Raw genomic sequence first — 23,721 nt, 5'->3', positions numbered from 1 at the left:
AATGTTTCGCAATTGATACGAATACCTGTTTACCCTATATTCCGCCGCCTCAAATCCTTGGGGAGGGGAATAAAAATGGCACGTCAACACGCACAATTACCGGTCAGTTCACCACGTCTGCTCGCCTCTGCTATCGGCGTCGCAATTACCGCCGGCTCCGCTGGCCAGATGGTGTTCGCTGCCGAGAAAACCGACAGCAAAGCGTCCGGCAATGCCATCGCTCTGGACGCCACCGCCATCACCGGCGAAGCGCAGGACTCGACGTCCTACCAGGTCGAAAAAGCCTCCTCGCCCAAGTACACCGCGCCGCTGGTCGACACGCCGCGCTCGGTCACCGTGATCCCGCAACAAGTACTCAAAGACACCGGCGCCCTGAACATGCAGGACGCGCTGCGCACCGTGCCGGGCATCACTTTCGGCGCCGGTGAAGGCGGCAACCCGCAGGGCGACCGTCCGTTCATTCGTGGTTTCGACGCCCAGGGCGACACCTATCTCGACGGCGTGCGCGACACCGGTTCGCAGAGCCGCGAAATTTTCGCCGTGGAAAATATTGAAGTCAGCAAGGGCCCGAACTCCGCCATCGGCGGTCGTGGCGCAGCGGGCGGCAGCATCAACCTGGTGAGCAAGAAAGCCCACCTCGGCAACTCGTTCGACGGTGGTTTCACCTGGGGTTCCGACCAGACCCAGCGTTACACCCTCGACGGCAACTACCAGTTCAGCGACACCGCCGCTGGCCGTCTGAATCTGATGAGCCACGAGAGCAACGTCGCCGGCCGTGACAAGGTCGATTACGACCGTTGGGGTATCGCCCCGTCCCTGGCGTTTGGTCTGGGCACCGACACCCGCGTCAACCTCGATTACTACCATCTGGAAAGCAACGACACTCCGGACTCCGGCGTGCCGTACACCATTCCGCTCGGCGGCTCGGCGGCACGCACCAAATCCAATCCGGACAAGCCGTACTCGGGTGGCGACCACAGCAACTTCTACGGTCTGGATCGCGATTTCCGCAAGGGCCGCACCGACACCGCGACCTTCGCCATCGAACACGATTTGAGCGACTCGCTGACGATCAAGAACACCCTGCGTCATGGCACCAGCATGCAGGATTACATCCTGACCCAACCGGACGACAGCAAGGGCAACGTCAACAACGGTACGGTCTGGCGTCGTGCGAACACTCGGGTGAGCAACACCGAGACCACCACCAACCAGACTGACCTGTTCGGTAACTTCTACGTTGCTGGCTTCAAGAACAGCTTCTCCACCGGTGTGGAATACACCCGTGAGGAAAGCCAGAAGTCCTCGTACAACGTCAACACTGACACCACGCCGCGCACCACCGCCGCGACCACTAACTGCAACCCGGGGCTGATCGGCGCAGCCAGTGGCTACAACTGCACCTCGCTGTCAAACCCGAACCCGAACGATCCGTGGAACGGCGCGATCTCGCGCAACTACGCCGGCACTGATACCCAGTCCGATACGTACGCGCTGTATGCGTTCGACACGCTGGAGTTGTCCGAGCAGTGGCTGGTGAACATGGGCCTGCGTTACGACCACTTCGAAACCGGCTACAAGACTTACACCAACGCCGGCACCACCACTTCGAAGGGTGCTGACACCAGCGAGTTCGTCACCGGTCAGTTCGGCGTGGTTTATAAGCCGGCAGAAAACGGCAGCATTTACGCTTCCTACGCGACCTCGGCCACGCCGCCGGGCAACACCTTGGGCGAAGGTCAGGAAGGCAACCCGTTGGGCGGCAGCACTGACCGTGCCGGCAACCTGCTGAGCAGCGACATGGAGCCGGAAACCACCAAGAACTACGAAATCGGTACCAAATGGGATCTGCTCAACGATCGTCTGTCGCTGACCGCTGACATCTTCCGCACCGAGAAAGAAAACGCTCGGGTACAAGTCGACACCACTTCGTACGAAAACGCCGGCAAGACCCGCGTGCAAGGTTTCGAGCTGTCGGCCAGCGGCAAGATCACCGAGAAATGGCAAGTGTTCGCCGGTTACGCGTTCATGGACAGCGAGCAAGTTGACGGCGGTCCACTGGGCCGTGCCAACGACGGCAACGAACTGCCTAACACGCCGAAAAACAGCGCCAGCCTGTGGACTACTTATCAGGTCACTCCGAAGCTGACCCTCGGTGGTGGCGCGTTCTATGTCGACGACGTTTACGGCAGCGTGGCCAACACCACCATGGTCGATTCGTATGTGCGTTACGACGCGATGGCGGCGTACAAGCTGACCAAGAACGTCGACCTGCAACTCAACGTGCAGAACCTGACCAACGAAACCTACTACGACAAAGCCTTCTCGACCCACTTCGCCAACCAGGCGGCGGGCCGTACGGCATTGTTGAGCACCAATTTCCACTTCTGATTGATGCTGTAAATGTGGGAGCGGGCTTGCTCGCGAAAGCGGTGTGTCAGAGAAATGGATATCGACTGACACGATGCATTCGGGAGCAAGCCCCCTCCCACAAGGAATGCGCCGCAAGGCTTGGCCCCGTTCATTCAATTGAACGGGGCTTTTCTGCGTAATAAAGAACGCTTCTCGATAACCCACGGCATAATGCGCGCCGTGATGACAATTTCCGAACGGACGGCGAGTGACGTGTTGAAGAAAACCCTGTTCCAGTTGCACTGGTTTTTTGGCATCACCGCAGGCCTGGTGCTGGCGTTGATGGGCATCACCGGCGCGACTTATTCGTTTCAGGACGAAATCCTGCGGGCGCTGAATCCCTCCGTCCTGCAAGTGGAAAAACAAGTCGCCGGCGTCTTGCCACCGGTCGAACTGGTCGAGCGCATCGAAGCCGCGTCCGGCAAAAAAGTCTCGATGCTCTCGGTCGAGACCGACAGCGGCAGCGCAGCGAAAGTGTTTTTCACACCGCCCAAGGGCGAACGTCGCGGCGAGATGCGCTACTTCGATCCGTACACCGGCGAGTTCATGGGTGATGCCGTCGGCCAGGACTTCTTCGGCCTGATGCTGCAACTGCACCGCTTCCTCGCCATCGGCGATACCGGCCGCAACATCACTGGCGCCTGCACGCTGATCCTGCTGTTTTTCTGCCTCTCCGGTCTGTACCTGCGTTGGCCGCGTCAGTGGAACAGCTGGCGTGTGTGGCTGACCCTCGACTGGAAGAAAAAGGGCCGCGCCTTCAATTGGGATCTGCACTCGGTGGCGGGCACATGGTGCCTGTTGGTCTATCTGCTGCTGGCGCTGACCGGGCTGTCGTGGTCGTACGAGTGGTACAACAAAGGCCTGACCAAACTGCTTTCCGATGCGCCGCAAAACGAACGCGTGCGCGGTGGTCGTGGCCCGGCACCGCAAGGCCCGGCGCCGACTGCCGATTACGCGGCGATGTGGAGCAGCATCTACAGCGCCGCCGGCCCAGGCCTGTCTGCCTACAACATTCGTATGCCGCCCGTGGCCGGCCAACCGGCGACCGTGTTCTATCTGCTGGAAAACTCGCCGCATGAGCGCGCGCTCAACCAGATCACTCTCGACCCGGCCACCGGCATCGTCAAACGCGTCGACCGCTACGCTGACAAGAGCTTCAAGGCGCAACTGCTGACCAGCATTTATGCACTGCACGTCGGCAGCTATTTCGGCCTGATCGGACGGATCATCATCACCCTCGCGGCGGTGTGCATGCCGCTGTTTTTCATCACTGGATGGCTGCTGTACCTCGATCGTCGGCGCAAGAAAAAGCAGATCAAGGACGCACGTAAAGGCCTCGAACAACCGGCGGGCGATGCACCGGCGTGGCTGATCGGTTTCGCCAGCCAGAGCGGTTTCGCCGAGCAACTGGCGTGGCAAACCGCCGGGCAATTGCAGGCCGCCGGATTGCCGGTGAAGGTGCAGCCGCTGGCAAATGTCAGCGAGCAGGATCTGCGTGAATCGAACAACGCGCTGTTCGTGGTCAGCACCTTCGGCGACGGCGAAGCACCGGACAGTGCCCGTGGTTTCGAGCGCAAAGTGCTGGGCAAAGCTTCGACACTGGACAGCTTGAACTACGCGGTGCTTGGGCTCGGCGATCGTCAGTACCAACACTTCTGCGGCTTTGCCAAACGTCTGCATCAGTGGTTGGGCGAACATGGTGGCAAGACACTGTTTGCGCCAGTGGAAGTCGACAGCGGCGATCCCTATGCGCTGCGTCACTGGCAGACGCAACTTGGTCTGCTCACCGGACAAGCGCCGGTCGATACCTGGCAAGCACCGAGCTACGACAACTGGACGCTGACCCGCCGCGAATTGATGAACCCGGACAGCAGCGGTTCGCCGGTTTATCTGTTGGGCCTGAGCGCACCGAACACCAGCAGTTGGCTGGCTGGTGATCTGGTCGAAGTGCTGCCGCGCAACTGCCCGTGGATCATCGAACATTTTCTCGACGGCCTCGGCATTCGTGGCGAGACCATGGTGAAAATCAATGGCCTCGACGAGCCGCTGGAAGTCGCACTGGCTTCGCGTCAATTGCCGGAGCATCGCGCGCATCTGGTCGGTTTGCATGCGCAGTCGCTGGTCGATGCGATGGTGCCGCTGGCCATGCGCGAATACTCGATCGCCTCGATTGCCGCCGACGGTGTGCTGGAGCTGATCGTGCGTCAGGAACAACACGCCGATGGCACGCTGGGCATTGGTTCTGGCTGGTTGACCGAGCATGCGCCGGTCGGTGGCAGCATCAGCCTGCGCGTGCGTCGCAACAGCGGGTTCCACCTGCCGAACGAGCCGGTGCCGATGATTCTACTGGGCAACGGCACCGGTCTGGCCGGGCTGCGCAGCTTGCTCAAGGCGCGGATTGCCGATGGTCAGCAGCGTCAATGGTTGCTGTTTGGCGAGCGTAACCGTGAACATGATTTCCTCTGTCGTGCGGAGCTGGAAGAGTGGTTGATCAATGGCGATCTGGAACGGCTGGATCTGGCGTTTTCGCGGGATCAGGCGGAGAAGGTTTATGTGCAGGATCGCTTGCGTGAATCGGCGGGTGAGTTGAAGAAGTGGCTGGCGGAGGGTGCCGTCATCTACATCTGCGGCAGCCTTCAGGGCATGGCCACAGGCGTTGATCAGGTGCTCAAGGACATTCTCGGCAGCGCTGAAGTCGAGCGCCTGATCGAACAGGGCCGCTACCGGCGCGACGTTTATTAAGAGCCCCTCACCCTAACCCTCTCCCAGAGGGAGAGGGGACTGATTGGGGGATGCTCAAGTCTTACGCCGACCTGAACGTCCTCTGCCGAATCCATAATCTAGAGGAAGGCTTTGTGCTGATCTCATAATCGACTCGATCTTTCAGGTCGATGTGTGACGCAAGACAACTCGGTCGGCCCCCTCTCCCTCTGGGAGAGGGCTGGGGTGAGGGTAAGCGCTTGATCTTCAAACCGGCTGCAACTTTTGCTCGAAAACCGCCACCCCATCCAGATCCCGCAACACCACACTCATCTCCCCGCTCTGCCCTTCAATATTCACCTCACCAAAAAACTGAAACCCGGCAAACGGCGAGGTGTTCTGCACCGCCGGTGCCTTCTCGAACACCACCTGCGGCCCAAAGGTTTTATCCAGCGGATTCGGCCCAAAACTCCCGGCATTCAGCGGCCCCGCAACAAACTCCCAGAACGGCTCAAAATCCTGAAACGCCGCCCGATCCGGGTGATAGTGATGCGCCGCGCAGTAATGCACGTCCGCCGTCAGGAAGACGAAGTTGCGCACCTGCTGCGCGCGCAAAAAGCCGAGCAATTCGGCGATCTCTAACTCACGTCCCTGCGCCGGTCCCGGGTCGCCATTGGCCACCGCTTCCCATCGCACCACACCCGGACTGACTTCACCGTCCGGCACGCCAAGGCCGATCGGCATGTCCGCAGCAATGACTTTCCACTGTGCCTTCGACGCCTTCAATTCACGCTTGAGCCAGTCCAGTTGCTCACGCCCGAGAAACGGTTTTTCCGCGCCCAGATTGTCGTCATTCGCCTCGCGATAACTGCGCATATCCAGCACAAACACATCAAGCATCGGCCCGTAACTGAGCTTGCGATAGATCCGCCCGCCACCGTCGGCGGTCTGCAAACGCATCGGCGAATATTCCAGCCACGCCTGCCGCGCGCGCCCCACCAAGGTGTGGATATCTTTTTCCTGATAACGCTCATCCAGTTGCTTGCCCGGCGACCAGTTGTTGACCACTTCATGGTCGTCCCACTGCCAGATTTGCGGCACTTCGGCGTTGAAGCGGCGGATGTTTTCGTCCATCAGGTTGTAGCGATAGTTGCCGCGATAATCGTCGAGGGTTTGCGCGACTTTGCTCTTGGCTTCGGTGGTGAGATTGCGCCAGATGCGCCCGCCTTCGGTGGTGAGCTGCGCGGGCACCGGGCCGTCGGCGTAGATGGTGTCGCCGCTGTGGATAAAGAAGTCCGGCAGGCGCAGGCGCATGGCTTCGTAGATGCGCATGCCGCCGATGTCCGGGTTGATGCCGAAGCCTTGGCCGACAGTGTCGCCGCTCCAGACAAAACGGATATCGCGTCTGGCCGTCGGCACACTGCGCAAATGGCCGAACCACGGCTCGCTGGCGACGCCGGTCTGGGCGTCTTCGAAATACACGCGATAGAAAATCGCCTGATTGGCAGGCAGCCCGGTGAGCTCGACGCGAGCGGTGAAATCAGTGCGCGCGTCGGCCAGTGCCGAGATGAATTTACGCGGATTGCCGAACAGGCTGCGGGTGTCCCACTCGACCACCATGCGAGCGGGGCGATCGCTGCGACTCCAGATCATCGCGCGATCGCCGAGCAGGTCACCGGACTGCACGCCATCGGTCAACTGCGGACGATCCTTGACCGAAGCAATCACCGCCGGCGCCAGCCCCGGCAGCAACAGCCCGGCGCCGATCCCCTGCATGACACGCCGGCGACCGAGATTGAAATCGCTCATGGGGTTCTCCCTGGAAAAAGGGAAACTTAAGCACGCCCACATGAAACAGACATGACACCCGCCCTTGTAGGAGCCGAGCTTGCTCGCGAAGAGGCCATGTCAGTCGACATCTTCGGTGAATGCCAGACCGCTTTCGCGAGCAAGCTCAGCTCCTACGAAGGTTTTGTGGTGTCAGTCAGGCCTTGGCGTTGAACTCGCTCATGCCATTCTCCCTGAGAAAAGGAAAACTTGAGCACGCCCACATGACCCGAAAATGACACCTGCTTTTGTAGGAGCCGAGCTTGCTCGCGAAGAGGCCATGTCAGTCGACATCTTCGGTGAATGCCAGACCGCTTTCGCGAGCAAGCTCAGCTCCTACAAAGGATTTGTGGTGTCAGTCAGGCCTTGGCGGGTTCGAGGGCCAGTTCGACGGCTTCGGGGCGTTTGACTGTGGCATAGACCACGGCGGTCAAGAGGCTCCCCGCGACAATCGCCAGCAGATACAACAGCGCATGATTGATCGCATTCGGGATCGCCAACACAAACAAGCCACCGTGCGGCGCCATCAACTTGCAGCCGAAATACATCGACAACGCACCGGTCAACGCACCACCGGCAATGCTCGCCGGGATCACCCGCAACGGGTCTTTCGCGGCAAACGGAATCGCCCCTTCAGAGATAAAGCACAGCCCCAATACCAGCGCCGCTTTACCCGCCTCGCGTTCGGTCTGGGCGAACTTTCGCCGCGCAATAAACGTGGCAATGCCCAGACCAATCGGTGGCACCATCCCCGCTGCCATCGTTGCCGCCATCGGTGCATAACTCTGCGACGCCAGCAGCCCCACCGAAAACGCATACGCGGCTTTGTTGATCGGCCCGCCGAGGTCGACGCACATCATGCCGCCAAGCACCACGCCGAGCAGGATCGCGTTGGTGGTGCCCATGCTGTCGAGAAAACTCGTCAGCGCCAACAGCATCCCGGCGACCGGTTTGCCGACCACGTAAATCATCACCAGCCCGGTAAACAAACTAGCGAACAACGGGATGATCAGAATCGGTTTCAGCGCTTCAAGACTCTGCGGCAACGCGACATAACGGCTGATCGCCTTCGCCGCATAACCGGCGATAAAACCGGCGACGATGCCACCGATAAACCCGGCGCCCAACGTACTCGCGAGCAAGCCGCCAATCATCCCCGGCGCCAGGCCCGGACGGTCAGCAATCGAATAAGCGATGTAACCCGCCAGCAGCGGCACCATCAGTTTGAACGCGGTCTCGCCACCGATCTGCATCAGCGCTGCCGCCAACGTGCCTTCCTCTTTGAACGCGGTGATGCCGAACACAAATGACAGCGCGATCATCAAACCGCCGGCCACGACCATCGGCAGCATGAACGACACGCCGGTCAGCAGGTGTTTGTAGACGCCGGTTTTTTCTTGCCTGGCCGGTGCTTTGCCGTCACTCGCCGCGCTTTCCACAGTACCTTCGGCCAAGGCTTTTTTCAGCGTGGCTTCGGACTGCTTCAATGCGATGCCAGTGCCGCAACGATAGATTTTCTTACCAGCGAAACGCTCGGTGGCGACTTCGATATCCGCAGCCAGCAACACCACATCCGCTTCAGCAATCGCCGCCGCGCTCAACGGGGTTTTCGCGCCCACTGAGCCTTGGGTTTCGACCTGCAGTTCATAGCCCAGACGCTTGGCGGTTTGCTGCAAGGCCTCGGCCGCCATGAAGGTGTGGGCGACACCGGTCGGGCACGCGGTGATGGCGACGATGCGTGGCGCACGCGGCGCATCAGCGACCGGTTCAGCCGCGCTGGCAACGTAGACTGATGCCTCTTCAGCACCACGACGCAGCACCGCTTCGACATCCTGTAGCGCCTGTGCCGGAGCAATCTGGAAAACCCGCTTGCCGACAAAACGCGTCATGTCGACCGCACCCGTGGCGACCAACAAAACCCACTCCGCCGCAGCAATCGTCGCCGCCGACAATTCGCGTTCCGGGTGCGCCGCATCGACCACTTCAACGCTGGTGCTCCAGCCCTGACGCTGCGCCGCCGCATCAAGCAAACGCGCACACAGCACACTGGTGACCATGCCGTTCGGGCAAGCCGTAACAATGGCTAATTTCATGACAAACCCTCTTATTGTTCTGTCAGGGGGCGCACGCGCACGCCCTGTTCGAGCTGCGCCAGTTGCGCACGGTCGTTGATGCCGAAACCGATCTGGGTCACCGCCATCGCCGCAATCGCAGTGGCCGTGCGCAGGGTTTGTTCAGGCGTGTCGGCGCTGAGCAAACCGTGGAGCATGCCGGCCAGCAAGGAATCGCCGGCACCGACCGTGCTGGCGACGCTGACCTTCGGTGGCGTGGCGTGTAGCGCCGAGCCGACGCTGAACCAGTTCACGCCATCAGCACCGTGAGAAATCACCACGTGCTCGATGCCTTGGGCATGCAAACGCGCCGCTGCTTGCGCTTCCGCCGCGTGAGAAACCACTTCGCAACCGAGCGCGTCGGCGAGTTCTTCAGTGTTCGGTTTGATCAGCCATGGACTGGCCTGCAACGCCGCGCGCAAGGCTTCGCCGCTGGAGTCGAGGGCGACTTTCAGGCCGAGCTGATTGAGCCGTTCGATCAGCTCACGCAACCACTGCGCCGTGACGCCACGCGGCAAACTGCCGGCGACCACCACCGCGTCATGACCCGGTGCGATCTGCACCAAACGATCGAGCAAAGATTGCTGCGCGACGGCATCGACCACCGGCCCCGGGCCGTTGATGTCGGTGATCCGTCCATCCTGTTCAGCCACTTTGATGTTGCTGCGCGTCTCGCCCGGCACGCGGATAAACGCGTCGACAAAACCGCGCTTGGCGAACAGGGTTTCGAACGCTTGCAGATTGTCTTCGCCGAGAAAGCCACTGACCGTCAGTTGATGACCGAGGTCGGCGAGCACCTGCGCGACGTTCACGCCTTTGCCGGCGGCATGGGTGTGCATCTCGTCGCTGCGGTTGACCTGACCGGCGTCCAGCCGTGGCAGTTCGACGGTAAGGTCGAGCGCCGGGTTGAGGGTCAGGGTAAGAATCTTGGCCATTACAGGGCCTCCACTAATGCGCGCACTTCGTTGGCGCTGCCCACGGCCAGGGCGTGTTGAGCAAGGGTTTGCGCCTGCGTCAGGCTGAGTTCGCGGATGCGCGCCTTCACTTCGGCAATGCTGCGCCCGGACACGCTGAGTTCATCGACACCGAGGCCAACCAGCACCGGCACCGCTAGCGGATCCGCCGCCAGTTCGCCGCAGACACCGACCCATTTGCCATGGGCATGGGCGGCGCGCACGGTAATGTCGATCAGTTGCAGCACTGCCGGGTGCAAGCCGTCGGCCTGCGCCGACAAGGTCGGGTGACCACGGTCGATGGCCAGGGTGTATTGCGTGAGGTCGTTGGTGCCGACGCTGAAAAAGTCGACTTCCTTGGCCAGCACCGGCGCGAGCAACGCGGCGGACGGCACTTCGATCATGATCCCCAGTTGCAGATCGGCGACCGGGATTTCCAGACGCAGACGCTCGGTCATGTCGCGGGCCTGACGCCACTCTTCAACGCTGCCGACCATCGGGAACATGATGCGCAACGGACGGTTGTCCGCCGAACGCAGCAAGGCGCGCAATTGCGCTTCCATGATCTGCGGACGTTGCAAGGTCAAGCGAATGCCGCGCACGCCGAGGAACGGATTTTCTTCTTTGGCGATCGGCCAATACGGCAGCGGTTTGTCGCCGCCGACGTCCAGCGTGCGCACCACCAGCGGACGCCCGGCTAGACCGTCGAGAACGCGGCGGTATTCAGCTTCTTGCGTGGCCTCGTCCGGCGCTTGCGGATGGGCCATGAAAATCAGTTCGGTGCGCAGCAGACCGATGCCTTCGGCGCCCTGCTCCACCGCGCTGATCACTCCAGCGCTTTCGCCGATGTTGGCGAAGACTTCGACGGCGTGACCGTCAGTGGTGTGCGCCGGTTGATGGCGCTGTTCGGCGGCAATCTTCAAGCGTTGTTCGCGGGTGTCGCGTTCTTCAGTGGCGCGTTGCAGTGTCGCGGCATCGGCGTCGACGTGCAGGCGACCGCGTTGGCCGTCGAGCAGCAACGGCGTGCCCGGCGCCAGCAACAACACCGCTGCGCCAGCGCCGACCAGCGCCGGAATCCCGAGCGCTCGCGCTACGATGGCACTGTGCGCGGTGGCGCCGCCGCGTGCGGTGAGAATCCCCGCCACGCGCGCCGGATCCAGCCGTGCGACGTCGGACGGGCCGACCTCGTCCATCACCAGAATGTACGGTTGCTCAGGCTCGCTCGGGGTTTGCACGCCACACAGTTGCGCCAGCACGCGGCGACCGATGTCACGCAGATCCGCCGCACGTTCGGCGAGCAACGCGTCCTGCAGCGATTCCTGTTGTTTCGCCGCTGCTTCGATCACCGCCATCCACGCCGCTTCGGCGCTTTCGCCTTGCTTGAGGCGGGTGTCGACTTCGTCGGTGAGTTCCGGGTCGTCGAGCATCTCCTGATGGGTGATGAAGATCTCGCGGATGGCTTTGGCTTTGCTGCGTTCGATCAGGCCTTGAATGTCGTTGCGCACGTCGCTGAGCGCTTGTTTGAGGCGCTCGCGTTCGATGGCGGCGGACTCGCCACGCATGGGGTAATCGATGGTTTGCTGCACTTGAATGTGCGCCGGGCCGATGGCGATGCCGGGCGCGGCGGGGATGGCTTGCAACTGAGTACCGGACGCCGGGGCAATCACCACTTCGGCGATGTCGGCAAAGACTTCGCGGTGCTCACTGATGGCGGGCAGCGGCTCGACTTCTTCACCGAGACCTTCCTCGATAGCCGCAAGCAAGGCCGGCAAGGCGTCGCCAGCGATGCTCGGCTCGGCGATCAGCTCCAGCACCTGACCACGTCGCGCGCCGAGGCTGAGCAGTTTGCTCAAACTCTTCACCGACACGGCACTGTCCTGACCGTCGACGATACGCACACGAATCTCGCCATCAAAACTTTTCGCCAGTTGCGCGAGGATCTTCGCCGGACGCGCGTGCAAGCCGTGGGCGTTGGCCAGCGCAATGCGCGCGCTCGGCCAGTCGGCGGGCAATTCACCACCGAGCACTTCGAGGACTTTGCGGCTGCTGGTGGCGCGGCCCAATTCATGGCCGCGACCTTCGATCAGCAACGCACACAGACGTTCGAGCAGCGCCTGGTGCGCTTCGCCAAGGCTGGCCAGACAGAACAGACCGCTGAGCGGCTGGCCGAGGTAGCGCATCGGTTTGTCCGGGGTGACGAACGCCAGGCCCGGGCGTTTCACCGTTTGCTCGCTGTGCAACCACCACAGACCGTCGCCCAGCGGCAGCGCTTCGACTTGTTGCAGCACCGCAGAGAAACCGTTGCTCACACAATCGGCCTGACGCAGCAGACGCGCGCCGCGCCAGACCAGTTCTTCGAAATCGTCAGCCGACACGCCGAGGCCGATCATCTGTGCATCCAGCGCCAGTTCCTGCGGCGCGCCTTGCAGCAGTTTCAGCAGCGCTTCCGGCGAACTGGCGCGACGCAGGGCCTGACCCAGATCGGTCTCGCCGAGGGCGCGGGTCAGCAGTTGCAGCAGACGCAAATGTTCGTCGGATTTGGCCGCGATGCCGATCGCCAGATAAACGATCTGGCCATCGCCCCAATCCACGCCCTCAGGGAATTGCATCAGGCGCACGCCAGTGGCGAACACCTGATCGCGGGTTTCCGGGGTGCCATGGGGGATGGCAATACCTTGACCGAGAAAGGTCGAGCCCTGCGCTTCCCGGGCCTGCAAACCGGCGAGGTAACCGTCGGCGACCAGACCATCCGCCACCAGATGATCGGCCAGCAGTTGCAAGGCAGCGGGTTTATCCACAGCCGATTGGCCCATGGATATCTGCTCTATAGTGAGCTCGAGCATGCAATCTCCTTTTTGACGCTGGATGCGCCAGGTATTGTTTTGAATGGTCACAGCTTAGGCGCTGGATTGCTTCGCTTTTCAGCGGCAGTTTTGGCGGTTTCACGGCAGAACCGGCCAAAGGCGTCTAAAACGTAGAAAATACGCTTGCTGAAACGTTTAATCTAGATTGATCGGCACGTTACTCGATAATGTCCCATCCTTGAAGTCCAACTTGTCGGATGCGTTGCGACAATAGTCGTCTGCCCTAATCGGGTAGGATTGGCGAAAATGTTGCGGCAAGCTCGAAAAAACAAGGAAATCCCGGGTTGAAACTCAGTGATATCGCGCGGTTGGCCGGAGTGTCCGTGACCACCGCCAGCTACGTCATCAACGGCAAGGCCGAACAGCAACGCATCAGTACCGCCACCGTCGAACGTGTGCGGGCGGTGGTCGATCTGCATGGCTTTACGCCGAATCCTCAAGCGGCCGGGCTGCGCAGTCGGCATACGCGCACGTTGGGTTTTATCCTGCCGGATCTGGAAAACCCCAGTTACGCGCGGATCGCCAAGCTGCTGGAGCAAGGTGCGCGGGCGCGCGGCTATCAGTTGCTGATCGCCAGCTCGGACGATGCGCCGGACAGCGAGCGCCAGTTGCTGCAACTGTTCCGCGCGCGTCGTTGCGATGCGCTGATCGTCGCCAGTTGCCTGCCGGCCGGTGATGACAGTTATCGGCAGTTGCAGGCCAAGGGCACGCCGATCATCGCCATCGACCGGGTCATGGAGCCGGAGCATTTCTGCTCGGTGATCAGTGACGACCGCGAGGCCAGTCATCACCTGACGCAAAGCCTGCTCGAACCGCAGCTCAAGCAAATCGTGCTGCTCGGCGCGCGGCCGGAGCTGAGCATCAGCCAGGAGCGTGCCGCCGGTTTCAAACAAGCCTTGGCCGATTTCAAAGGCGAAGTGCTCGTGGAGCACGCCGAAGCCTTCAGCCGTGAGTGCGGCAAGCAATTGATGGAAGAACTCCTGCAACGTCTGGGGCATTTGCCCGACGCGTTGGTGACAACTTCCTACGTGCTGTTGCAGGGCGTGTTCGATGCGCTGCATGACTTCCCGTTGAAATCGCGGCCGCTGCGCCTCGGCACATTCGGTGATACGCAGTTGCTCGATTTCCTGCCGTTGCCGGTCAACGCCATGGCCCAGCAGCACCAGTTGATCGCCGACAAGGCGCTGGAACTGGCGCTCGCTGCCGTCGAGCAGTCGGAATACAAGCCTGGCGTGCAGGCCATTGCGCGTACCTTCAAGCAGCGTATTCACCGGGACTGAGCCGTGGAGCTGATCGACAGCCATACCCACCTCGACTTCCCCGACTTCGACGCCGATCGCCCGGCGTTGCTCGCCGAAAGCCGCGCCCTCGGGGTGCGGCGGATGGTGGTGTTGGGCGTGTACGAGGGCAACTGGCAACGGGTGTGGGATCTGGTGCAGAACGATGTTGATTTGCACGCGGCGTTCGGCTTGCACCCGGTGTATCTCGATCAACATCGTCCTGAAGATTTGACGGCACTCGGTGATTGGCTGACCCGATTAAAGGGTCATCGACAGTTGTGCGCGGTCGGCGAGATCGGTCTGGATTACTTCATCGAAACGCTGGATCGCGAGCGCCAACAGTCGCTGTTCGAAGCACAGTTGCAACTGGCGGCGGATTTTCAATTGCCGGCGTTGATCCATGTGCGCCGCAGCCATGCAGCGGTGATTGCTACGCTCAAGCGCTTCAAGCTTAAACGCGCGGGGATCATCCACGCCTTTGCCGGCAGCCGGGAAGAGGCGCGGGAATACATCAAACTCGGTTTCAAACTGGGTCTGGGCGGCGCGCCGACGTGGCCGCAGGCGTTGCGTATGCATCGGGTATTGGCGGACTTGCCGCTGGACTCGATCGTGCTGGAAACCGATTCACCGGACATGGCGCCGGCAATGTTTCCCGGTGTCCGCAATACACCGGCGCACTTGCCGGCGATTTGCGCAGCGTTGGCTGAATTGATGAAGATCACCCCACAACAACTCGCCGCCGCCAGCACCGCCAACAGCTGCGAATTGTTCGGCTGGTAACACACCTCCCTGTTGAAACAAAACCTTGTGGCGAGGGGATTTATCCCCGTTCGGCTGCGCAGCAGTCGCAAATCCTTTCACCCGGTGTATCAGATAGATACTCGATCACAGGTTTTGGGGCTGCTTCGCAGCCCAGCGGGGATAAATCCCCTCGCCACAAAGGTTCGCACAAGGTTTTAAGAAACGGCTCAGACGCGGAAGGCGCTGATCAGTTGTTTTAGCTCGACGACCTGGGCAGACAACGCGCGACTGGCGTCTTCGGTCTGGTGCGCGCCTTGCGCCGTGCGTTCGCCGGCACGATTGATCTCGACGATGTTCTGGTCAATGTCATGGGCCACCGCCGTTTGCTGCTCCACCGCCGCCGCAATCTGCTGGTTCTGATCGACGATCATGCCCACAGCGCCGAGGATGTTTTCCAAGGCCTGCTGTACTTTTTCCGACTGCCCGACCGTGCCATTGGCCATCTGATGGCTGACGCCCATGGCCTTCACCGCCGCGCCGACACCGCCATGCAACTTGGTGATCATCTGCTCGATTTCTTCGGTCGATTGCTGTGTGCGTTTAGCCAAGGTGCGTACTTCGTCCGCCACTACCGCAAAACCGCGGCCCTGCTCGCCAGCCCGTGCGGCTTCGATTGCGGCGTTGAGCGCCAGCAAATTGGTCTGCTCGGCGATGCTTTTGATCACTTCCAATACGCGGCTGATCGACTGGCTGTCGCTCGCCAACTGATTGATCACCAACACCGACTGATCAATCTCGCTTGCCAGCGCAGCAATGCTGCCCTGTTGCGACTCGACCAGACCGCGACCACTGAGAGTCTCGTTGTTGACGCTGTGGGCGCTGTTCACGGCCGCTGCGGCACTGCGCGCGACTTCCAGCGAGGTAGCCGACATCTGATTCATCGCCGTCGCCACTTGCTCGATCTGCGTGCGTTGCCCCGCCACTGCCTGATTGCTCTGCGCGGAAACGTTCTCAACCTGCCCGGCTTGGCGCTCGACCTCACCGACGGTCTGGCCGACTCGTTCGATCAAGTCGTGAATCTTCTTCACCGTGCCGTTAAACACTTCGCCCAACTCACCCAACTCATCGCGGCTATTGGCTTTGAAGTTGACCGTCATGTCTCCCGCCGCGACTTTGTCCATCATCGCGCCGAGGCGTTTGAGCGTGGTGCGGGTCGAAGCGTAGAAACCGCCATAGAGATAGAAAATCAGTACAAACACCACCGACAGCGCCACCGCCTGCAAGATCATGTGCGTGCGGTTATGCGCCAGACGTTGCTGCAATTGGCTGTCGAGAAATTTCAGCGAAGCTTCGTTGAGCGCGTAGGTTTTATCCATCAACGCGGTGACCTGGTCGTAAAACGCCTGCCACGGCGCATCGAGGGTGTCGGCCATCACCACCTGTTCTTCGAACAATTCGCTGGCTTGCTTCAGCGATGCCTTGCTGTTGTCGGCCTCGACGCTGAGGTCGTCCCGCGCGGCTTTGCTGGAAGCGAGGGCGTCCTGCAGTTTCAAGCCGTACTCGGCCTGGAGTTTTTCGATCTTCACCAACAGTTCGTCGAAACGCGTGCTGGAGGCACTGTTGAGAAAGCCCTGCGCCAGTGAGTACGAGCCAATTGCCCGGCCTTCGCCGAGGGTCTGGGTGACGCCGGGGGTGATCAGGGTGACCAGTTCGCTGAGCTGACGAATATCGCCCTGATTGTCGCGGCTCAAACCAGCCTGACTGGTGATGATCTGACTGAAAATCTGTGCACTGGCGAGTAATTTGCCGATCAGCGCACTTTTGCTTTGCAGGGAGCTTTCCACTTGCTGGGCTTTGAACGCGGCAATCATTTCATCGCGTTTGCCATCGAAAGCCTTGATCTGCTCGGGATCGTCGGTCATCGCCGTCAGCCCTTGCAGGCGCGTCAGCACGGCTTGTTCGAGGCTGGTGATTTTCGATTCGAGGTTGCCCGCCTTGCCAGACTGGCCAAGGGTGACGTTGATCTGCACCAGATTGTTGAGGGTTTCCAGATCCCGGCGCAGGGTCAGGCTGCTGCCCAGCAGATCGAGGCTTTGCAACTCGACGCGGGTGCCTTGGAATTCGCGATAGGAATCGCGCACCAGATAGAAATTGGTCACCAGCATCGGCACCAGGAACAGCACGCTGATCAAGCTGAACTTCATGCCGAAGCTCAGACGGTTCATCAGCGAGACGGCGGGATAGAGCAAGCTCTTCACTGGAAGTCTCCCTTGGTTTTTCTTGTTTTTATTGGCAGGCGCGGGACGACAGCAGATAGCCACTATCGGGCGCCATCACTGTATAGCTCAAATCGGCGGGAGGTTTTGTAACTTAAGGTTAACGAAGCAAGGACAACACAAAGCCATTGTGGTGAGGGGATTTATCCCGATGGGGCGCGAAGCGGCCCCAATAGCTGAATAGGCGTTGTATCTGAAAAATCGTGGTGGATGGTTTTGGGGCTGCTGCGCAGCCCATCGGGGATAAATCCCCTCGCCACAATGAATTTCACTTTGATTTTTTAGTGGATCAGAACAGTCCACAGCGCAAACCCGGCATACCACAACACCGCCGCGCGCAGCAGCAGTTCCCACAGGCTGTCGAGGGTAGTAATGCCATCCGGCCCGACCGCAGCAGGCGGGATCTCCCCCGCTGCCAAGCCAACCTTGTTGATCAGTTGCGCAGCGCTGATGTTCCAGTTCAGCAACTCATGCAACATCACCCGGCCAACTGCAACGAAATTGCCGACCAAGGCAAAACTCGCCGCCAGCAGTCGCACCGGTACCCAATCAAAAGCATGGCGCAATTGCGCGGCGCGTTCGACCAGCGCCGGGTTCGTGCCGTGTTCTTCAGCCAGCGCCAACAAGCGATACGCCAACGCCGCCACCGGGCCGAGCACGAAGTACCAGAAGATCACCGCGAAGAAGCTCTGATAGGCCTCCCACAGCAAGTGCCCCTGCACCCGATCGAGCAGCTCTTCGCCACTGTCGGCGCAGATATTCAGATCGCGTTTGGCGACATGCGCCGCCGCTTGTAGATCTTCACGGCGCCAGGCATCGCGGAACGGCCCGAGACCGCCGAGCAAATCGCCGCGCCCGAGGCTGTAAATCACCACCAGCAGATGCACCGGCAACGCCAGCAGACCGTAAGCCACCGGTTCCAGCACCACCAGCAACAGCGCCAGCAGCGCCACCGGAAACAGCACCAGAATGGTCAGCACCAGCCACGGTTTACCCGCCAGTCGCTCGCTGCTTTCGAGTTTGTTCAGTTCGCGGATCCATCCGCCATCGCGTTGAACCCGATGGCGCAGGGCCGAGAACTTCTCGATCCAGACGGCCAGCAGTAACACCAGAAAACTCATTGTCCTTCCTCTTGTGCCAGGGCTGCGCGGTAACGCGCCCAGTCGAATGCCGGGCCAGGATCGGTCTTACGCCCGGGTGCGATGTCGCTGTGCCCGCAAATGCGGGCGCCGGTGATGGCCGGAAATGCTCTTTGCAACTGACGGGTCAGCACGGTCAGCGCTTGATATTGCGCATCGGTAAACGGCAGATCATCGGTGCCTTCGAGCTCGATGCCCACGGAAAAATCGTTACAGGTTTCGCGACCGTCAAAAATCGACACGCCCGCATGCCACGCCCGTTCAAGACAGGAGACAAACTGGGTGACCTTGCCGTCACGTTCAATCAGAAAATGCGCCGAGACGCGTAGGTCGGCGATCCCTGCAAAGTAGGGATGTTCGGTGACATCCAGACGGTTCTGGAAAAATTCCTGCACCTTGCCGGTGGCGAATTGCGCCGGTGGCAGGCTGATGTTGTGGATGACCAACAGGGAAACTTCGCCCGCCGGGCGTTCATTGAAATTGGGCGATGGGCACACCTGCACCCCGTGACACCACCCGCTAGCGGGATCCAGCTGCATAACGATTCCTTCAGCGCCGACTGTGTTGGCGCCCAGTATGCCGTGATCGGCACCCGGCGCGCGATCACTTGGAACGATTGAGTCGCCGCAGGTTGCCCAGCACCGATTCCAGTGCCCGGTCGAACAGCAAGGTGTCGTCCAGTGTTCGCGCGGCGCCACGCTGGAATTCCACCGCCAGTGCGGCACGACTGCGCTCGAGGACTTTCATGCCGGTGCGGTCGACAAAGACGTATTTGTCGGTGGCGTCGATGATCGCCGCGAGTTTGCAGCGCAAGCTGTGTTCTTCGTCTTCCTGAAACGCTACCCAACTGCCCAGACGCAATTGATCGACCTGACGCAAACCAGCGGCATCGTCAGGCAGATGCGTAGAGTTTTTCGCCATTGCGCCCTCATCGGCGGAAGGCAAAACAATCTGCTGCGAAACTTCGATCATCGGATCGGCCTCGCTGGCAGGTTCGAGCACCCTCACGTGCAGGGTTTCGAGCTCGCTGAAAAATTCGCTGGTGGCAAATGGATCGAATGCCGCACGAGTCAGGCCATCTCGCAGAGATTTGAGCAGGCCGGGCACCAAAGCCAACAGGCGCAAACCGGATTCCGCGTCGTTGTGACGCTGCACGCTCCAGACCAGTTGCTCCATGGTCTGCACGTCGTCACGCCACTGGGCGGAAGCCTCGCCATGCTTGAGACAGGTCAGCAGCAGCACTTTGCTCCAGGCATCCTCAACAAACGTCACCACTGCCGGCGGCAACACCTTGCCCAACAGCGCTTGATTCAACGCCCGTTCGACCCGGCGCCTAGCCAGCTCGGTTTTCGCCCGGCCCTCTTCGGCATCGCGCAAACGTTGTTCAAGCAGTTCGCTGCGGCGGCGTTCGTCACTGGTGAACGCGAGGAAGTCGGCCAACAGCTCGGAAAAAATTGCCGGATCATCGACGAAATCCGAAAGCAGGCGCTGCACCACTTGTTCGATACGCAGATACAGGTTGTCGCGCGCTTCGTTGTCACTATCGCCCCAACCCATTGCGGCAGCGGCGATTTCATTGAGCAGGCGCCGTGCCGGGTGGCTGCTGCGGCTGAAGAAACTCTTGTCGAGCACCGCCACTTTGAGCATCGGAATCTGCAAACGCGCGATCAGCGCTTTGAGCGAATCCGGCACATTACGGTCATCCAGAATGCACTCGAAGACCATGGCGATCAGGTTGATCACGTCTTCGTCCGCGCCCTCGACAATCCGCGATTTGCCACTTCTGAGGCTGACCCGCGTCAACAACTGTTCAAGCTGATTGCGCAGATCGAAATCGTCCTGCGCCGCGAGTGCCGGCACGTATTGTTGCAAGTGCGAGAGCAGACGCAGCAGGTCGCGGGTGCTGATCGGCTGCGTAGCGGCGCTGGGCTCGAGTGTCGGCGCGACGCTGCCGCGCACTTGCAGTAACAGTTCCTGCAACGCGGCGAAGACTTCTTGCACACCCTCGTCGGCCGGCAGCGGTTCGTCACTGTCTTCGCTGTGCACGTTGGCCATCGCGCGATCAAGCGCACGTCGCGCTGGTGCCGGTTTCAGCTCGGGCAGTACGCCGGTGACGCTGAGCAGTTGGTTGGCTTCGGCATACAACTGCTCGGTGTCGGCGAGGACATAGCGCTCGAACAGTTTGAGCAGGATCAGCTTGACCTTGATCTCCACGCCGAGGTTGCGCCCGGCCTGCAAGAAGTACTCACAGAGCATCGCCGGGGCGAGCGGGTTGTGCTGCGCGTCGAGAGGTTTGCCGAGCAAAACGCTGAGCCGTGCACTGAGTTGATCCAGCGCAAAGCCATCGCGCTTGAGCACCCGTCCAACCATGGTCTCAATCGCCACGCTGCGCTCCATGTCGTCGGTGCGTGGCGCCGACTCGTCGAACATCAGTGCGGGCGGCAAGGCATTGGGTGAGGCGTCGTATTGAGTGAGGCCGACGAAAGCCTCGAAAAACAGTTCGAGGAAACCACGCTCGATGTTTTTGCGCTTCAGGCGCAGGTCGCGCATGGCTTCGAAAAAGATGTTCTGTTCGACGTCATTGCGTGCGCGATCCGCCATTTCGAACAGCGTGTCGTCGGCGTTATCGAACAACTCCTGCAAGCCGTGGCGCAGTTGCTGCGCAGCCTTGTCGCGAACCTGAAGCAGAATCACAGGCAGGCGGGCGAGCGGCGAATGGTTCGCCTGATCCGTAGTGGCCTTGTGCAAAGGCACTACTTTCCCGTCGTTGTGCATCCAAGCCTCCTGAAACGGTGATTCAATCGGTCACTTTCTGCGCAAGCCCTTTGTGGGAGCGAGCCTGCTCGCGAAAGCGGTAGGTCAGAAAAAGAAATGTCGCTGACACGCCCTCTTCGCGAGCAAGCCCGCTCCCACAGTTTTGAAGCGGCGCCTTCGAAATCGTCAAAGCCATGACGTCAAATGCAAGGCGGATTATCTTGCAAAAGGTGTCACCGCCGCTATAGCCGTCAGGGTTTCCCCTATACCTCGCCCCTTGCATTGACCACGTCGGCCGGCCTTTGCTCAAAGAAATTCGACCGGATGCAGTCAACCACGCACGTTCACGCCTTGGGTTGGCTCGCGCCATGCCCCTATAATCGAATCACTTTGTTTGTGGAGCCCGTTATGCCGAATCTACGTCTCGCCGATTTGACCGCCGAAATCGAAGCCAACGTGCGCCGTGCGTTGCTCGAAGACGTCGGCAGCGGCGACATCACCGCGCAACTGATCCCGGCCGAACGTCTGGCCAAAGCCACCATCATCACCCGTGACGAAGCGGTCATCTGCGGCACAGCGTGGGTTGATACCGTGTTTCGCCAGCTCGATCCGCGCGTCGCGGTGCATTGGCAAGTGGTCGATGGCCAGCGGGTAAAGCCCAACCAGCCCCTGTTTCACCTGGAAGGCCCGGCCCGTTCGCTGCTGACCGGCGAGCGCAGTGCGCTGAACTTCCTGCAACTGCTGTCCGGCGTGGCGACGCGGGCGCAGTACCTGGCGGATTTTGTCGGCGAGACTCAGGTCAAGCTGCTCGACACCCGCAAGACCCTGCCGGGCCTGCGTCTGGCGCAGAAATACGCAGTCACCTGCGGCGGCTGCCACAACCATCGCATCGGCCTCTACGACGCGTTCCTGATCAAGGAAAACCACATCGTTGCCAGCGGCGGCATTGCGCAGGCCATCGCGGCCGCGCACAAGATCGCGCCGGGCAAACCGGTGGAAATCGAAGTGGAGAGTCTGCAAGAACTGAAAGAAGCGCTGGAAGCCGGCGCCGACATCATCATGCTCGATGAGCTGAGCCTGGACGACATGCGCGAAGCCGTGCGCCTGAACGGCGGCAAGGCGAAACTGGAGGCCAGCGGTGGCATCAACGAAAGCACGCTGCTGCCAATCGCCGAAACCGGGGTGGATTACATCTCGATCGGCGCGATGACCAAGGATGTCAAAGCGGTCGACCTGTCGATGCGCTTGAGTCTTTGACAGCAGCGGCAAGCTGCGAGCTACAAGCTACAAGCTACAAGCCAAAGCGCTTTTGCTCTGACTTGTAGCTTGCCGCTTGAAACTCGCAGCAGCTCTTATACGACGAGATTATTCATCTCGCAGTACTCTTCCCAATCGACACCCAGCACTTCAGCCGCCTCTTTGTGCAGCATGAGGCGCTGCGCCTCGAACTCCTCCGGCGTGCTCGTGTACTTGAGCGTCAGCTCCCACGGCTGCAGGCCCTGGGCCTCGGCTTCGTCTTCGAATGCCCACTGAATCTGGTCTTTCTGATCATCAGGACTCAAGTCCTTGATCTCTTCCAACAGCTGGGGCGCGTCGAGTTTGTATATCTCCAGCGCTTGTTCGTGACGTTGCTCTTGAGTTAATTCGGTCATGGCGTTCTCGCTGATCGTAAGAATGGAGGATGGATCTGGATCATCAAGGATCTCTCTGACGCGGTTTTTTCCGGCCTTCGGAACCATTCGGGATCATCTGAAAACTGCTAAGCGATGCTCATGCAGGCACCGAATATAGGACGTTTGCATGACGAATTACACGGGTCTTTACATCTCTCTCACAAAAACTTTGACCTGAGGGACATAAATCGAGGGGGCATGAGGAAAATGGTGCCCGAGACAGGAATCGAACCTGCGACCTTCGCGTTACGAGTGCGCTGCTCTACCGGCTGAGCTACACGGGCGGTGGGCTAAACCTAGCACCGGTCGTGTGCTGCGGCAAATTTGTGGGTTGCCTGATGGTTATCTCTTGAAACTCCCATTTGTGGCGAGGGGATTTATCCCCGTTCGGCTGCGCAGCGGCCGTGAATCCAGCACCGCGGTGTTTCAGGCAGTCCGCAGTGTCTGGTTTTACGACTGCTGCGCAGCCGAACGGGGATAAATCCCCTCGCCACAATTGCTTTATGCCAGACAAAAAAATGCCCCGCCGTTTTCACGGCGGGGCATTTTTATTGCGCTAAAGCCTGGGGGTGATTAAACGCCCGAAGCCTTGGCTGCTGCCACGTCTTTGATGGACAGCTTGATACGGCCGCGGTTGTCTACGTCCAGTACCAGCACTTCCACTTCCTGGCCTTCTTTCAGGATGTCGGTCACTTTCTCTACGCGAGCGTCGCTCAGCATCGAGATGTGCACCAGACCGTCCTTGCCTGGCAGGATGTTGACGAATGCGCCGAAGTCGACGATGCGCTCAACTTTACCCACGTAGATCTTGCCGATCTCGGCTTCAGCGGTGATGCCCAGAACGCGCTGACGTGCAGCTTCAGCAGCTTCCTTGGTTTCGCCGAAGATCTTGATCGAACCGTCGTCTTCGATGTCGATCGAAGCCTTGGTTTCTTCGCAGATCGCACGGATGGTCGCGCCACCTTTACCGATAACGTCACGGATTTTGTCG

At 60.3% G+C, this 23,721-nt stretch carries 15 protein-coding genes and 1 tRNA gene; 5 read left to right on the top strand and 11 right to left on the bottom strand.

The window, feature by feature from the left end:
• Positions 1-75: 75 nt before the first annotated feature.
• Together ACIP1X_RS16490 and ACIP1X_RS16485 are read left to right on the top strand one after the other, a co-directional pair.
• A complete protein-coding gene (locus ACIP1X_RS16490; RefSeq protein WP_400753599.1) occupies positions 76-2,391 on the top strand; it encodes a TonB-dependent receptor in 2,316 nt (771 codons plus the stop codon).
• A 234-nt stretch (positions 2,392-2,625) separates the two neighbouring features.
• Positions 2,626-5,154 (top strand): PepSY domain-containing protein, encoded by a 2,529-nt coding sequence (locus tag ACIP1X_RS16485; protein WP_400753635.1) that lies wholly within the window; start codon positions 2,626-2,628, stop codon positions 5,152-5,154.
• A 225-nt stretch (positions 5,155-5,379) separates the two neighbouring features.
• Here the strand turns inward: ACIP1X_RS16485 and ACIP1X_RS16480 are convergent, their stop codons facing one another.
• From ACIP1X_RS16480 to ptsP, 4 genes are all read right to left on the bottom strand, one after another.
• Complete coding sequence (locus ACIP1X_RS16480) at positions 5,380-6,921, bottom strand: alkaline phosphatase D family protein (RefSeq protein WP_400753598.1); 1,542 nt, start codon at positions 6,919-6,921, stop codon at positions 5,380-5,382.
• Between the two features lie 377 nt (positions 6,922-7,298).
• Positions 7,299-9,032, bottom strand: a complete 1,734-nt coding sequence (locus ACIP1X_RS16475) for a PTS fructose-like transporter subunit IIB (RefSeq protein ID WP_400753596.1) — start codon at positions 9,030-9,032, stop codon at positions 7,299-7,301.
• An 11-nt stretch (positions 9,033-9,043) separates the two neighbouring features.
• The gene (gene pfkB, locus ACIP1X_RS16470) at positions 9,044-9,985 is read right to left on the bottom strand and encodes a 1-phosphofructokinase (protein WP_400753594.1); all 942 of its coding nucleotides are present in this window, start codon (positions 9,983-9,985) and stop codon (positions 9,044-9,046) included.
• Entirely contained in the window at positions 9,985-12,846 is a 2,862-nt protein-coding gene (ptsP, locus tag ACIP1X_RS16465) for a phosphoenolpyruvate--protein phosphotransferase (protein ID WP_400753592.1), read from the bottom strand. Before ptsP ends, pfkB begins: the two co-directional genes overlap by 1 nt.
• Before the next feature lie 305 nt (positions 12,847-13,151).
• Between ptsP and cra the strand changes: the two genes are divergently transcribed.
• Together cra and ACIP1X_RS16455 are read left to right on the top strand one after the other, a co-directional pair.
• Positions 13,152-14,147 carry a catabolite repressor/activator gene (gene cra / locus ACIP1X_RS16460; RefSeq protein ID WP_400753591.1) on the top strand — a complete coding sequence of 332 codons (996 nt, stop codon included), beginning with the start codon at positions 13,152-13,154 and terminating at the stop codon, positions 14,145-14,147.
• Between the two features lie 3 nt (positions 14,148-14,150).
• Positions 14,151-14,927, top strand: coding sequence for a TatD family hydrolase (locus ACIP1X_RS16455; protein ID WP_400753588.1), 777 nt, complete (start codon positions 14,151-14,153; stop codon positions 14,925-14,927).
• Between the two features lie 188 nt (positions 14,928-15,115).
• On the opposite strand, the gene ACIP1X_RS16450 is transcribed toward ACIP1X_RS16455, so the two are convergent.
• The 4 genes from ACIP1X_RS16450 to ACIP1X_RS16435 form a co-directional block, all read right to left on the bottom strand.
• On the bottom strand, positions 15,116-15,820 hold the full coding sequence (locus ACIP1X_RS16450) for a methyl-accepting chemotaxis protein (protein WP_400753632.1): 705 nt from the start codon (positions 15,818-15,820) through the stop codon (positions 15,116-15,118).
• 1,625 nt (positions 15,821-17,445) lie between these two features.
• Positions 17,446-18,285 carry a regulatory signaling modulator protein AmpE gene (ampE, locus tag ACIP1X_RS16445; RefSeq protein ID WP_212549741.1) on the bottom strand — a complete coding sequence of 280 codons (840 nt, stop codon included), beginning with the start codon at positions 18,283-18,285 and terminating at the stop codon, positions 17,446-17,448.
• Complete coding sequence (gene ampD, locus ACIP1X_RS16440; protein ID WP_053117041.1) at positions 18,282-18,842, bottom strand: 1,6-anhydro-N-acetylmuramyl-L-alanine amidase AmpD; 561 nt, start codon at positions 18,840-18,842, stop codon at positions 18,282-18,284. Before ampD ends, ampE begins: the two co-directional genes overlap by 4 nt.
• Before the next feature lie 64 nt (positions 18,843-18,906).
• On the bottom strand, positions 18,907-21,078 hold the full coding sequence (locus tag ACIP1X_RS16435; protein ID WP_400753587.1) for a DUF1631 domain-containing protein: 2,172 nt from the start codon (positions 21,076-21,078) through the stop codon (positions 18,907-18,909).
• A gap of 387 nt (positions 21,079-21,465) precedes the next feature.
• Between ACIP1X_RS16435 and nadC the strand changes: the two genes are divergently transcribed.
• The gene (gene nadC / locus ACIP1X_RS16430) at positions 21,466-22,314 is read left to right on the top strand and encodes a carboxylating nicotinate-nucleotide diphosphorylase (RefSeq protein WP_400753585.1); all 849 of its coding nucleotides are present in this window, start codon (positions 21,466-21,468) and stop codon (positions 22,312-22,314) included.
• A 95-nt stretch (positions 22,315-22,409) separates the two neighbouring features.
• Here nadC and ACIP1X_RS16425 read toward each other — a convergent pair whose 3' ends face one another.
• The 3 genes from ACIP1X_RS16425 to ACIP1X_RS16415 all read right to left on the bottom strand — a co-directional run.
• Positions 22,410-22,709 (bottom strand): DUF6388 family protein, encoded by a 300-nt coding sequence (locus tag ACIP1X_RS16425; RefSeq protein ID WP_400753629.1) that lies wholly within the window; start codon positions 22,707-22,709, stop codon positions 22,410-22,412.
• 229 nt (positions 22,710-22,938) lie between these two features.
• Positions 22,939-23,014: transfer RNA gene (locus tag ACIP1X_RS16420), tRNA-Thr, on the bottom strand.
• Positions 23,015-23,303: 289 nt separating this feature from the next.
• Positions 23,304-23,721 (bottom strand): S1 RNA-binding domain-containing protein (locus ACIP1X_RS16415; protein WP_400753582.1); only part of this gene is annotated, 418 nt, incomplete at its 5' end.

Origin of the sequence: Pseudomonas sp. NPDC088885 (genome assembly GCF_044750025.1) — a bacterium.
GTDB lineage: Bacteria > Pseudomonadota > Gammaproteobacteria > Pseudomonadales > Pseudomonadaceae > Aquipseudomonas > Aquipseudomonas rustica.
This window is presented reverse-complemented; position numbering and strand designations above follow the sequence as displayed.